General features: G+C 69.2%; 10 protein-coding genes. 9 read left to right on the top strand and 1 reads right to left on the bottom strand.

Annotated features, from left to right (window positions below; genetic code table 11):
• The first annotated feature begins 97 nt into the window (after nucleotides 1-97).
• The 7 genes from LPN01_RS01585 (at nucleotide 98) to paoC (ending at nucleotide 9,604) form a co-directional block, all read left to right on the top strand.
• Entirely contained in the window at nucleotides 98-1,234 is a 1,137-nt protein-coding gene (locus tag LPN01_RS01585; protein WP_262826601.1) for a thiolase family protein, read from the top strand.
• Nucleotides 1,234-3,552 (top strand): 3-hydroxyacyl-CoA dehydrogenase/enoyl-CoA hydratase family protein, encoded by a 2,319-nt coding sequence (locus tag LPN01_RS01590; RefSeq protein WP_262827043.1) that lies wholly within the window; start codon nucleotides 1,234-1,236, stop codon nucleotides 3,550-3,552. The genes LPN01_RS01585 and LPN01_RS01590 overlap by 1 nt, the downstream gene beginning before the upstream one ends.
• A gap of 307 nt (nucleotides 3,553-3,859) precedes the next feature.
• Entirely contained in the window at nucleotides 3,860-4,270 is a 411-nt protein-coding gene (locus LPN01_RS01595; protein ID WP_262826602.1) for a DUF2147 domain-containing protein, read from the top strand.
• 44 nt (nucleotides 4,271-4,314) lie between these two features.
• Nucleotides 4,315-5,631, top strand: coding sequence for an OmpP1/FadL family transporter (locus LPN01_RS01600; protein ID WP_262826603.1), 1,317 nt, complete (start codon nucleotides 4,315-4,317; stop codon nucleotides 5,629-5,631).
• A gap of 171 nt (nucleotides 5,632-5,802) precedes the next feature.
• Nucleotides 5,803-6,447, top strand: coding sequence for an aldehyde dehydrogenase iron-sulfur subunit PaoA (gene paoA / locus LPN01_RS01605; protein WP_262826604.1), 645 nt, complete (start codon nucleotides 5,803-5,805; stop codon nucleotides 6,445-6,447).
• Nucleotides 6,444-7,400 carry an FAD binding domain-containing protein gene (locus LPN01_RS01610; protein ID WP_262826605.1) on the top strand — a complete coding sequence of 319 codons (957 nt, stop codon included), beginning with the start codon at nucleotides 6,444-6,446 and terminating at the stop codon, nucleotides 7,398-7,400. The genes paoA and LPN01_RS01610 overlap by 4 nt, the downstream gene beginning before the upstream one ends.
• A complete protein-coding gene (paoC, locus tag LPN01_RS01615) occupies nucleotides 7,397-9,604 on the top strand; it encodes an aldehyde oxidoreductase molybdenum-binding subunit PaoC (protein ID WP_262826606.1) in 2,208 nt (735 codons plus the stop codon). The genes LPN01_RS01610 and paoC overlap by 4 nt, the downstream gene beginning before the upstream one ends.
• A 15-nt stretch (nucleotides 9,605-9,619) precedes the next feature.
• Here paoC and LPN01_RS01620 read toward each other — a convergent pair whose 3' ends face one another.
• Entirely contained in the window at nucleotides 9,620-10,042 is a 423-nt protein-coding gene (locus tag LPN01_RS01620) for a hypothetical protein (protein ID WP_262826607.1), read from the bottom strand.
• A 187-nt stretch (nucleotides 10,043-10,229) separates the two neighbouring features.
• Between LPN01_RS01620 and LPN01_RS01625 the strand changes: the two genes are divergently transcribed.
• On the top strand, nucleotides 10,230-11,594 hold the full coding sequence (locus LPN01_RS01625; RefSeq protein ID WP_262826608.1) for a cryptochrome/photolyase family protein: 1,365 nt from the start codon (nucleotides 10,230-10,232) through the stop codon (nucleotides 11,592-11,594).
• Between the two features lie 162 nt (nucleotides 11,595-11,756).
• The gene (locus LPN01_RS01630) at nucleotides 11,757-13,316 is read left to right on the top strand and encodes an MFS transporter (protein WP_262826609.1); all 1,560 of its coding nucleotides are present in this window, start codon (nucleotides 11,757-11,759) and stop codon (nucleotides 13,314-13,316) included.
• Nucleotides 13,317-13,344: the final 28 nt, after the last annotated feature.

The following is a 13,344-nucleotide window of genomic DNA, read 5'->3' on the forward strand; positions in this document are numbered from 1 at the left end:
TCGAGCATATTGTCCGCCCGTACCACTTGACGTAAAGGGAAGCTATCGCACCAATACGGCATACCGCAAGGCCGGATGCCGGCACTGAGAGGATTTCATGACCAACGCCGTCATCGCCGGTTATGCGCGCTCGCCCTTCCACCTTGCCGGCAAGGGCGCGCTCGCGCGCGTCCGTCCCGACGATCTTGCCGCCCAGACGATCCGGGGCCTCATCGAGCGCACCGGCGTCGATGCCGCCCGAATCGAGGACATCATCCTCGGCTGCGCCTTTCCGGAAGGCGAGCAGGGCCTCAACGTCGCGCGGCTGATCGGCCTGCTCGCCGACCTGCCGCTGTCGGTCGGCGGGATGACGGTCAACCGCTTCTGCGGATCGTCGATGAGCGCGATCCATATCGCGATGGGCCAGATCCAGATCGGCGCGGGCGAGGCGTTCATCTGCGCCGGGCTCGAATCGATGAGCCGCATTCCGATGGGCGGCTACAACCCCCTGCCCAATCCCGCGCTCGCGAAGGCGAACCCGGGCGCCTACATGGGCATGGGCGATACGGCCGAGAACGTCGCGACCAAATATCAGATCACCCGCGGCGAGCAGGACGCCTTCGCGGTTGAAAGCCAGCGCAAGGCCGCGGCGGCGCGTACCGACGGTCGTCTGGCCGACGAGATCGTGCCGATCGCGACGAAGGCCGGCACCGTCGGCGAGGACGGCACGATCCGTCCCGATACGACGGTCGAGGCGCTCGGCGCGCTGAAGCCCGCGTTCAGCCTCGACGGATCGGTGACCGCCGGCACGTCGTCGCCGCTGACCGATGGTGCGTCGGCGGTGCTCGTCACTTCGGAGGATTTCGCGCGGCAGCACGGCCTCAGGATCCTCGCGCGGATCAAGGCGGTCGCGGTGTCGGGGATCGAGCCCGAGACGATGGGCCTCGGCCCGATCAGCGCGTCCCGCAAGGCGCTCGATCGCGCCGGCGTGACCGTCGCCGACCTCGACGTGGTCGAGATCAACGAGGCCTTCGCCAGCCAAGCGATCGCCTGTATCCGCGACCTCGGCCTGAAACCGGAAACGATCAATCTCGACGGCGGCGCGATCGCGATCGGCCATCCGCTCGGCGCGACCGGCGCGCGCATCGTCGGCAAGGCGGCGGCGCTGCTGGAGCGCGAGGGCGGCCGCTACGCGCTGGCGACGCAGTGCATCGGCGGCGGCCAGGGCATCGCCACGGTGCTGGAGCGCGCATGATGGCCGATTCGATCAGGAAGGTCTGCGTGATCGGCGCCGGCGTGATGGGCGCCGGCATCGCCGCACAGGTCGCCAATGCCGGCGTGCCCGTACTGCTGCTCGACATTCCGGCGAGCGACGGAGACGATCGTGACGCGGTCGCCAAGGGCGCGCTGGCGAAGATGCTCAAGACCGATCCCGCGCCGTTCATGTCGGCCGCGGCGGCGAAGCTGGTCGAGACGGGCAATATCGACGACCACCTCGACCGTGTTGCGGAATGCGATTGGATCGTCGAGGCGATCGTCGAGCGGCTCGACATCAAGCAGGCGCTGTACGCGAAGCTGGAAACGCGCAAGCGCCCCGGGACCGCGGTGTCGTCGAACACCTCGACCATCCCGCTCGGCCATCTGGTCGAGGGGCGATCGGAGCAGTTCAGGGCCGACTTCCTCATCACCCATTTCTTCAATCCGCCGCGCTACATGCGGCTGGTCGAGATCGTGCCCGGCGACCACGGCGACGCCGCGGTCGCCGGGCGGGTCGAGGATTTCATCGATCGCTTCATGGGCAAGCGGATCGTCCGCGCGAAGGACACGCCGGGCTTCATCGCCAACCGCATCGGCACCTACTGGCTGGCGGTCGCGATCAACGCGGCGATGGACCAGGGGCTGACGGTCGAGGAAGCCGACCAGATCGGCGGTCGGCCGATGGGTGTGCCCAAGACGGGCATCTTCGGCCTCGTCGACCTCGTCGGCGTCGATCTGATGCCGCTCCTCTCGAAGAGTCTGTCGTCGACGCTGCCGCAGGGCGATGCCTATTTCGACACGGTGCGGCCGATGCCGCTGGTCGACCGGATGATCGCGGAAGGTTTCACCGGCCGCAAGGGCAAGGGCGGCTTCTACCGCTTCGACAAGGCGACGAAGACCAAGCTCGCGCTCGACCTCGCCACCGGGAACTATCGCGAAGGGATCAAGCCCGCCGCGTTGCCGCCCAAGGCGGAAAAGGATCTGTCCGCACTGATCGCGACGCCGGGCAAGGTCGGCGACTATGCGTGGGAGGTGCTCGGCAAGACGCTGTCCTATGCGGCGGCGCTGGTCGGTGAAGCGGCGGACGATATCGTCGCGATCGATGACGCGATGACGCTCGGCTACAACTGGAAATACGGCCCGTTCGAACTGATCGACCGGATCGGCGCCGCCGCCTTCGCCGCCCGCCTGCGTGATGAGGGGCGCGGCGTGCCCGCCATCCTCGACACCGCGGGCGATCGCAGTTTCTATCGCGTCGTCGACGGCAGGCGCCAGTTCCTCACCCGCGCCGGCGACTATGCCGACGTCGTGCGCAGCGACGGCGTGCTGCTGCTCGAGGACGTCAAACTGCGCGCCGAACCGCTGCTGCGCAACGCCTCGGCGGCGCTTTGGGACATCGGCGACGGGGTTGCCGCGCTAGAGTTCACCACCAAGATGAACGCGCTCGACGGCGAGATCATGGGCCTGATCCAGCAGGCCATCCCGCTGGTGCAGGATCGCTTCAAGGCGCTGGTGATCTATAACGAGGGGTCGAACTTTTCGGCCGGCGCCAATCTCGGCATGGCGATGTTCGCCGTCGCCGCAGGAATGTGGGGCGAGATCGAGAAGCTGGTCGCCGGCGGACAGCAGGCATTGAAGGCGCTGAAATACGCCCCCTTCCCCGTCGTATCGGCGCCCGCCGGCATGGCGCTGGGCGGCGGATGCGAGGTGCTGCTCCATTCCGACGCGGTACAGGCGCATGCCGAAAGCTATATCGGCCTCGTCGAATGCGGTGTCGGCCTGCTCCCCGGCTGGGGCGGCAACGGCGAGCTGCTCGATCGCATCGCGAAGGCGCCGATGATGCCACGCGGGCCGATGCCCGCCGTCGCCAAGGCGTTCGAGACGATCTCGACCGCGCAGGTGTCGAAGTCGGCGGCGCTGGCGAAGGAGATGATGTTCCTGCGCGCGTCCGACGGCATCACGATGAACCGCGACCGGCTGCTCGCCGATGCCAAGGCGAAGGCGCTGTCGCTGGTCGAGGGCTATGTCGCGCCCGAGCGGCCGACCTTCCGCCTGCCCGGCGAAAGCGGCCGCGTCGGCATCGCCGGGATCGTCGAGGGGTTCCGGCGCAAGGGCATGGCTACCGACTATGACGCGGTCGTCTCCGCCCGCCTCGCCAACGTCCTCACCGGCGGCGATGCCGACCTGATCGACGTCGTGCAGGAGGAGGACCTGCTGGCCCTCGAACGCGCGGCGTTCCTCGAGGCGGTGAAGGATCCCCGCACCCAGGCGCGCGTCCAGCAGATGCTGACCACCGGCAAGCCGCTGCGCAACTGACCCGTCCCGTCACTCCGGATCCGGTTCGGGGTGACGGAACCGCTGACGCCGGCGGGCGGTCGCCGCCGGCACCGTCGCGGCGCCCGCGCGTTATCGCCAATGCTGCCCGACGCTTGACACGACGCCCCGTCGCGCTAGTCGGGCCGCTGATTGCCGTATACGGCATCGCATTCGCCCGAACGTTATCTTACAGGTGACCGGGCGCGACCATGACAGCCCATCGCGACCGTACGGATACGGCGCGCGCTTCCACCGGTTCATCCGACGCCCGCGGCCGGTCGCGGGCCTTATGGAGAGGAGAATGTCCATGTCCCTGATTCTCGTCGGCGCCCTGCTCGCCGCCGCCCCCGCACCCGCCGCCGATACCGCTGTCGGCCGGTGGAAGACCGAAACAAAGAACGGCGTCGTCGAGATCCAGCGCTGCGGCCCGTCGATCTGCGGCCGCCTGGTCACGTCCGACCTGCTCCGGCAGCAGCCCGACCTGAAGGACGGCAACAACCAGAATGCCGCACAGCGCAACCGTCCGCTCCGCGGCCTGATGCTCATCAGCGGCTTCACCGCCGATGGCGATGCCTGGACCGGCGGCCAGATCTACAACCCCGACGACGGCAAGACCTACAAGGCGAAGGTCACGCCGATCGACGCCAATACGCTCAAGGTCCGCGGCTGCGTCTTCGTCCCGCTCTGCAAGACGCAGACCTGGACCCGCATCCGCTGATCCCGTCCCACCACTCTGCCAGTAAGCTTATAGGAATGCTCTCCATGTCCCTGCGTATCAAAGCCCCCCTGTTCGCGACCGCGGCGCTCGGCGCGTTCGGCTTCGCCACCGTCGCGCACGCCCAGGCCTTCTACCTCCAGGAGCAGTCGGCACGCGGTGCCGGGCGCGCCTTTTCCGGCGAGGTCGCCGACACCGGTCCGCAGTCGCTGTGGTGGAACCCCGCCGCGATCGCAGGCATGGAGAACGGCGAGGCCGCGATCAACGCCTCGGGCATCATTCCGCGCGGCAAGGTGGTGAACAACGGCACCGTCATCTGCCGGCCGGCGGGCGTCGCCTGCAACGCGCCGTCGCGCTTCGCGGCGGTCGGCGGCGATCAGGTCGCGCGCAACCCGATCGACAAGGGGCTGCTGCCCTCCGGCGCGGTGGCGGTGCCGTTCGGCCCGGTCGCGCTCGGGCTCGCCGTGACCTCGCCCTACAGCTTCACCACCGATTACGATTCGACCAGCTGGACGCGCTACAGCGCCACCCGCACCAAGCTGCAGACGATCGACATCCAGCCGTCGATCGCGGTCGCGCTGACCGACTGGCTGCGCGTCGGCGGCGGCGCCAACGTCGAGCATGTCTACGCGAGCCTCGGCAACGCGCTCCCCAACCTGACCAGCACGGCCGACGGGCGCCAGCGCCTCGAGGGCGACGGCTGGGATCTCGGCTGGACCGCGGGCATGCAGATGCACAACGACTGGGCGACCGTCGGCGTCAGCTACAAGTCGCGGATCGAGCACACGCTGAAGGGCGACCTGCTCGTCGAGGGCCTCGTCGGGCCGCTCGCCGGGCAGAACCGCACCGTCAACGACGTCGAGGCATCGTTCTACACGCCGGCGCAGGTGATCGTCGGCGCCCGCATCCGGGCGACGCAGGCGCTGACGCTGAACGGCCAGGCGGTCCGCTACAACTGGAGCAAGTTCGACGCGATCCGCCTCGGCGCACCGCTCAACGCTGCGCTGCCGGAAAACTATCGCGACAGCTACAGCCTTGCCGGCGGCATCGATTATGCGCTGTCGCCGCGGCTGACGCTGCGCGCGGGCGTCCAGCATGCCACGACGCCGACCCAGAACGGGCTGCGCGACGCGCGCGTGCCCGACGCGAACCGCTGGAACTACGGTGCCGGCGGCACCTTCCAGCTGACGCCGAAGTTCGGCATCGACCTCGCCGCGAACTACGTCGATTTCAAGGACGCGACGATCGACCGCACGACCGCGGCCTATGCCGGCACGGCGGTGCAGACGCCGATCCTGACCAACGGCTATCTGCGCGATGCGAGCGCCGTGGTCGTGTCGGCAGGCGCGCATATCGGCTTCTGATGCCGCAAACCGGGTTCCGTCGCGATCGCGGTGGAACCCGGACCGGCCTTCCGGCGTACCACAATCGAGCGTATGCTCCGTAGGGTATCGCCTGTCGAAGCGCCTCCGGAGCCAGTGAGCGCGCCTCCCGCCCCGGCGGCAGGCGACTAGACCAGCATCAGGGGGCCTTCGATGAGCCAGAACGAATTCCAGCTGTCCCGCCGCGGCGTGATCGCGAGCGGGGCCGCCGGGGTGGCGGCGACCGCCATTCCCGCCGTTTCGGACGCGGCACCGCCGCCGCCGTTGCAGGACCGCGCGGCACCGCCGACGATGCCGGTGACGCTGAAGGTCAACGGCCGCACCAGCCGCCTCGACCTCGACACCCGCACCACGCTGCTCGACGCGCTGCGCGAGCATTGGAAGCTGACCGGCACCAAGAAGGGCTGCGATCACGGCCAGTGCGGCGCCTGCACCGTGCTGGTCGACGGGCGGCGGATCAATTCGTGCCTGACGCTCGCGGTGATGCACGACGGCGACGAGATCACGACGATCGAGGGGCTGGGCAAGCCCGACGACCTGCACCCGATGCAGGCCGCCTTCATCAAGCACGACGGCTATCAGTGCGGCTATTGCACCCCGGGCCAGATCTGTTCGGCGGTCGCGGTGCTCGACGAGATCAAACGCGGTGTGCCGAGCCACGTCCAGGCCGACATCGTCGGCCAGCCGGGGGTGACCGCGGCGGAGATGCGCGAGCGGATGAGCGGCAACATCTGTCGCTGCGGCGCCTATTCCAACATCATCGAGGCGATGCGCGACGTCGCGGGAGCCAAGGCATGAAGGCGTTTACATACGAGCGCGCCGAAACCCCGGCCGGCGCCGCCGCGGCGGTCGCCGCGAAGCCGGGCGCGAAGTTCATCGCGGGCGGGACCAACCTGCTCGACCTGATGAAGCTTCAGATCGAGGAGCCGGTGCACCTCGTCGACGTCAACCGTCTGAAGCTCGACCGGATCGAGGCGACGCCGGAGGGCGGGCTGCGCGTCGGCGCGCTGGTGCGCAACACGGAGCTCGCCAGCGATCCGCGCGTCCGCCGCGATTATGGCGTGCTGTCGCGCGCGATCGTCGCCGGGGCGTCGGGACAGCTGCGCAACAAGGCGACGACGGCGGGCAACCTGCTCCAGCGCACGCGCTGTCCGTATTTTTACGACACCAACCAGCCGTGCAACAAGCGCAAGCCCGGTTCGGGCTGTGCCGCGATCGGCGGCTACAGCCGCCAGCTCGGCATCATCGGCACCAGCGATGCGTGCATCGCCACCTATCCCGGCGACATGGCGGTCGCGATGCGCGTGCTCGACGCGACGGTGGAGACGGTGCAGCCGTCGGGCGAGACGCGACGCATCCCGATCGCCGATTTCCACCGGCTGTGGGGTGACACGCCGCACATCGACACCAACCTGCGGCCCGGCGAGCTCATCACCGCGGTCACGTTGCCAAAGCCCGTCGGCGGCACGCACATCTACCACAAGGTGCGCGACCGCGCGTCCTACGCCTATGCGCTGGTGTCGGTCGCCGCGATCGTCCAGCCGAACGGCAGCGGGCAGGTGGCGATCGGCGGCATCGCGCCCCGGCCATGGCGCGTGGCGGCGGCGGATGCCGCCATGCCGCAGGGAGCGAAGGCCGTGGCCGGGCGCCTGCTCGCAGGTGCCCGCCCGACGACCGACAACGCCTTCAAGGTGCCGCTGGTCGAGCGCACGCTCGCCGCGGTGATGGCCGAAGCTAGGAACGCCGCATGAAGTTCGACACACCCGCAGGGCAGAACCCGATCGACCAGCTGAAGGTCATCGGCAAGCCGACCGACCGGATCGACGGCAAGTTCAAGACGACCGGCACCGCCCCCTACGCCTACGAACGCCACGACGTCGCCCCCGACGCCGCTTATGGCTATATCGTCGGCGCGGGGATCGCGAAGGGGCGGATCGCGGGCATGGATCTCGGTGCGGCCAGGGCCGCGCCGGGCGTCCTGACGATCGTCACCGCGGACACCGCCGGGCCGCTGGTGAAGGGCGACTTCAACACCGCAAAGCTGCTCGGCGGCCCCGCGATCGACCATTATCACCAGGCGATCGCGCTGGTCGTTGCGGAAACGTTCGAACAGGCGCGCGCCGCCGCGGCGCTGATCCGCGTCGACTATGCCCGCGACAAGGGACGGTTCGACCTCGACACCGCGCTGAAGACCGCGCCGCTGAAGGCCGGGGACGACAAGGCGCCGCCGGTCGACCGCGTCGGCAATTTCGAACAGGCGTTCGCCGCTGCCCCGGTCAAGCTCGACGCGCAATATCACACGCCCGACCAGAGCCATGCGATGATGGAGCCGCACGCGTCGACCGCGTCGTGGACCGGCGGCAAGCTGACGCTCTGGACGTCGAACCAGATGATCGCCTGGGGCAAGGGCGACGTCGCCAAGACGCTCGGCCTGCCCAAGGAGGACGTGCGCCTCATTTCGCCCTATATCGGTGGCGGCTTCGGCGGAAAGCTGTTCGTTCGCGCCGACGCGATCCTGGCGGCGCTGGGCGCAAGGCAGGCGGGGCGCCCGGTCAAGGTCGCGCTCCAGCGCCCGCTGATGATAAACAATACGACGCACCGCCCCGCGACGCGCCAGCGCATCCGGCTGGGTGCCGGCCGCGACGGCCGCATCACCGCGATTGCGCACGAGAGCGGATCGGGCGACCTGCCCGGCGGCGGGCCGGAGACGGCGGTCGCGCAGACGAAGCTGCTCTATGCCGGCGCCAATCGGCTGACGTCGATGCGGCTCGCGGTGCTCGACCTGCCCGAAGGCAATGCGATGCGCGCGCCCGGTGAGGCACCGGGGCTGATGGCGCTGGAAGTCGCAATGGACGAGATGGCGGAAAAGCTGGGCATGGACCCGGTCCAGTTCCGCATCGTCAACGATACGCAGGTCGATCCGGAAAAGCCCGGTCGGAAGTTCTCGCAGCGCCAGCTGGTCGAATGCCTGCGCATCGGTGCCGACCGGTTCGGCTGGTCGAACCGCAATGCGAAGCCGCGCTCGGTCCGCGACGGCCAGTGGCTGGTCGGCATGGGCGTCGCGTCCGGTTTCCGCAACAACATGACGATGAAGTCGGGCGCACGCGTCGGCATCGACCGCAAGGGCGTGGTGACGGTCGCCACCGACATGACCGACATCGGCACCGGCACCTACACGATCATCGCGCAGACGGCCGCGGAAGTGATGGGTGTCCCGCTCGACAAGGTCGTCGTGCTGCTCGGCGACAGTTCGTTTCCCGCCGCCGCCGGATCGGGTGGGCAGTGGGGCGCGAACAGCTCGACCGCCGGCGTCTATGCCGCCTGCATGAAGCTGCGCGAGGCGGTCGCGCAGAAGCTCGGGTTCAACTCGGCCGACGTCGCCTTCGCCGACGGCCGGGTCAGCGCCGGCAATCGCAGCGTGCCACTCGCCGATGCGGCGGGGGACAAGGGGCTGTCGGTCGAGGATTCGATCGAGTTCGGCGATCTCGCCAAGCAGGAGCAGCAGTCGACCTTCGCCGGTCATTTCGTCGAGGCCGCGGTCCATGCCCATACCGGCGAGATCCGCATCCGCCGCATGCTCGCGGTCTGTGCCGCCGGCCGGATCCTCAACCCCAAGTCGGCGCGCAGCCAGGTGATCGGCGCGATGACGATGGGTGTCGGCGCGGCACTGATGGAGGAACTCGCGGTCGACAAGCGCTTCGGCTTCTTCGTCAACCACGACCTCGCGAGCTACGAGGTGCCGGTGCATGCCGACATCCCGCATCAGGAGGTCGTGTTCCTCGACGAGGTCGATCCGATGTCGTCGCCGATGAAGGCCAAGGGCGTCGGCGAGCTGGGCCTGTGCGGCGTCGGCGCGGCGATCGCCAATGCGATCTACAACGCCAGCGGCGTGCGGATCCGCGAATATCCTATCACGCTCGACAAGATCATCGCCGGCAGCGCGATGGTGGCATGACCGGCGCGGTGACGGTCACCCCCGCGTGACCGTCACCGCCGCGACGTGCAGCGGATAATCGCGATCGTCCTCCGCCATCCAGACCGCGCCTTTGGCATCGGTCAGGTAATAGCGGCAGAAGATGCTGCGTTCGTCGGCGAAGCGCAGGCACACCCGATCCGGTGTCACGGTGTACCGGCCGGTCGTATCGGGCCGTTCGTAGCTGAGCGTATAGCCGTCGCCGACCGCGGCGAACCGTTCGACCGGCGGAGCCCCCGTCCCCACCGCCGCGCGCGTCACCACCGCGCCGCGGATCAGCCGCTCCAGCGCCGCCCCGCGTACGAGCGTCATCGCGTCGGCGCCCCGGATCGGCACCGGCAGGCGCGGCGCCGTCGGAGCCGGCGCCTGCGCGGAACAGGCCGATAGCAGGACCAGCAAGGCCATCGATGATCGTGTCATGCGCAACTCCCACGCATCGGGCGTGGCGGCGCGCCCGGATGCCATGGCTTCCCTGCGATGCCGGGGCGCCCGGGACAAGCCCGCCGCACCACATCCATTTCGGCGCCGCCCCGCGCGCACGCAGCCTTACGGCGGGCATCGCACTCCTGCGGGAACTTCCACCCCGCCCGCCCGCTTGGACCTGCGCATGACTTCACCGACCCTGCTGTGGCTCCGCCAGGACCTGCGCCTCCACGATCAGCCCGCGCTCGTCGCCGCTGCGCATGAGGGCGCGGTGATCCCCGTCTACATCCTCGACGATGCGGCGCCCGGCGCCTGGGCGATCGGCGGCGCGCAGCGCTGGTGGCTGCACCACAGCCTGATCGCATTCGGCGACAGCCTTGCCGCGAAGGGGAGCCGCCTGATCCTGCGTCGCGGCGATGCCGCGACCTGCCTAAGGGCCCTGATGGCGGAAACGGGCGCGACCCGCATCCATGCGATCCGCCATTACGAACCCTGGTGGCGCGACGCGGGGGCGGCACTCGGCGACGCGTTGGACCTGCATGACGGCAACCATATGGCGCGGCTGGAGGACGTGACCACCGGCGCCGGCACGCCGTTCAAGGTATTCTCGTCCTTCTGGCGCGCGCTCCAGGGCCACCTGCCCCCCGCCGATCCGTTGCCCGTCCCGCATACCCTGCCCGCCCCCGCGCACTGGCCGGCGAGCGACGACATCGACGATTGGAGCCTCTTGCCGACCAAACCCGATTGGTCCGCCGGCTTCGATGTCGACTGGACGCCCGGGGAGAAACAGGCGCTGATCCGCGCGAAGGACTGGGCCGACGAGGTCTCCGCCTATGACCGACGTCGCAATTTGCCGTCCGAAGAGGGGACGTCGCGGCTCTCGCCGCACCTCCACCACGGCGAGATCTCGCCGGCGACGGTCTACAGTATGCTGGCCGGCCACCGGGATACCGCGCCGTTCCTGCGCGAGCTTGCCTGGCGGGATTTCACCGCCGGGCTGCTGCTGGTGCTGCCCGCCTACGGCGACGTCAACGGTCGCCCCAAATACGATGCGTTGCCGTGGCGCAACGATGCCACGGCGAAACGGGACTTGCGCGCGTGGCAACGCGGGAAGACCGGCTACCCGATCGTCGATGCCGGCATGCGCCAGCTGTGGACCAGCGGCTGGATGCACAACCGCGTCCGCATGATAACCGCCAGCTTTCTGGTGAAGCATTTGCTGATCGACTGGCGCGCGGGCGAACGCTGGTTCTGGGACTGCCTGATCGACGCGGACTACGGCAACAATGCCGCCAACTGGCAATGGATCGCCGGGACGGGTGTCGATGCCAACATGTTCAGCCGGATCATGGCCCCGCTCGGCCAGTCGGAAAAGTTCGATGCCGCCGGTTATATCCGCACCTGGGTACCCGAGCTGGCGGACCTCTCCGACGCCGCCATCCACGATCCCGACGCACACGGCGCACGGCCGAAGGCGTATCCGGCAAAGATCGTCGGCCATCGCGAGGGCCGCGAACGCGCCCTCGCCGCGGCGAAGACGCTGAAATAGGCGCGTGCCCGTCGAGGCGCGCATGTCGATTTTCGCGTCGCGGCACCTGCGATCGCGGCCCTCGCCTCCTATATCGGGACCTGCGCCAACTGGCCCCGCCGTGAACGAGGTGCCGACGCCGCCCGGAGAGCATCGGTCCCCGTAGAAAGCGCCCTTCTCCGCATGCAGCTCCACCTTCCGCCCGCCCTCGATCCCCGCAAGCTGTTGCGCCCGCGACGGCGCGGCATAGCGTCGGTGAACGCCGAGGTGCGCGACGGCATCGTGCCGGCGGGGGATGCCATCGCCCGAACCAGCGACCATGCCGGCGGGCCGCACGCCGATGCCGCACCGACCCGCAACTATCGCACGGTGGCGCTCATCATCGCGACCGCGATGTTCATGGAGAATCTCGACGCGACCGTGCTCGCCACCGCGCTGCCGACGATGGCGCGCGATTTCGGGGTGCGCGCGCCGGACATGAGCGTCGCGCTCACCGCCTATCTGCTCGCGCTCGCGATGTTCATCCCCGCGTCGGGCACGATGGCGGACCGGTTCGGTGCCCGGCCGGTGTTCCGCGCCGCGATCGGCCTGTTCGTCGCGGGCAGCATCGCCTGCGGCCTGTCACCCGGGCTCGAATGGATGGTCGCGGCCCGCTTCGTACAGGGGATCGGCGGCGCGATGATGATGCCCGTCGGGCGGCTCGTGCTGCTGCGGTCCGTCGCCAAGCGCGACATGGTGTCGGCGATGTCGTGGCTCATCATGCCCGCGCTGGTCGGGCCGATCGTCGGACCGCCGCTCGGCGGGCTGATCGTCACCTATCTCGACTGGCGATGGATCTTCTGGCTCAACCTGCCGATCGGCATCGCCGGGATCGTCCTCGTCGGCCGCTACATCGCCGACATCCGCGAAACCGCGCCGCACCCCTTCGATCCGGCGGGCTTCGTGCTCTCGGGGGTCGCGCTCGGCTGCCTCTTGTTCGGGTTCGAGATGGCGAGCCGCCCCGGCGAGGGCGGGCTTGCCGCTGCGCTGGTCGCGACCGGCGCGGGGTTCGGCGTGCTGTACTGGCGCCATGCGACGCGGGTCGCGCACCCCATCCTCGACCTGTCGCTGATGCGGATCACGACGTTCCGGCTGTCGGTGCTCGGCGGATCGCTGACCCGGATCACGCAAGGCGCGCAGCCGTTCCTGCTGCCGCTGATGATGCAGCTCGCCTTCGGCCTGTCGGCGGCGCAGAGCGGGGCGATGACGGTGGCCACCGCGATCGGATCGTTCGGGATGAAGGGCGTCGCGCGCCGTATCCTCAGGCGCTTCGGGTTTCGCAACAGCCTGATCGCGATGGGTGTGGGCGGGACCGCGGCCTATGCCGCCTGCGGCCTGTTCCGCCCCGGATGGCCGTTGCCCGCGGTGTTCGCCGTGCTCGTCGTGTCGGGGTTCCTGATGTCGTTCCAGTTCACCGCCTACAACACGATCGCCTATGACGAGATCGGCAAGGACCGGATGAGCGCGGCGACCAGCTTCTATTCGACGTTCCAGCAGCTGATGCTGTCGCTGGGTATCTGCATCGGTGCGACGGCGCTGCACCTGTCGATGCTGTGGCGGGGGAGCAACGGCGTCGCCTTCCCCGATTTCACCTTCGCGTTCTGGACGGTGACGGCGATCTCGTCGCTCGCGATCGTCGTCAACGCGCGGTTCGATCGCCGGGCGGGCGACGAATTGAGCGGACGGAGCGTGCGCTCCGGGTGACGGGACGGGGTGCGGACACCCCGTCCCG

Source organism: Sphingomonas sp. A2-49 (assembly GCF_025548555.1).
GTDB lineage: Bacteria > Pseudomonadota > Alphaproteobacteria > Sphingomonadales > Sphingomonadaceae > Sphingomonas.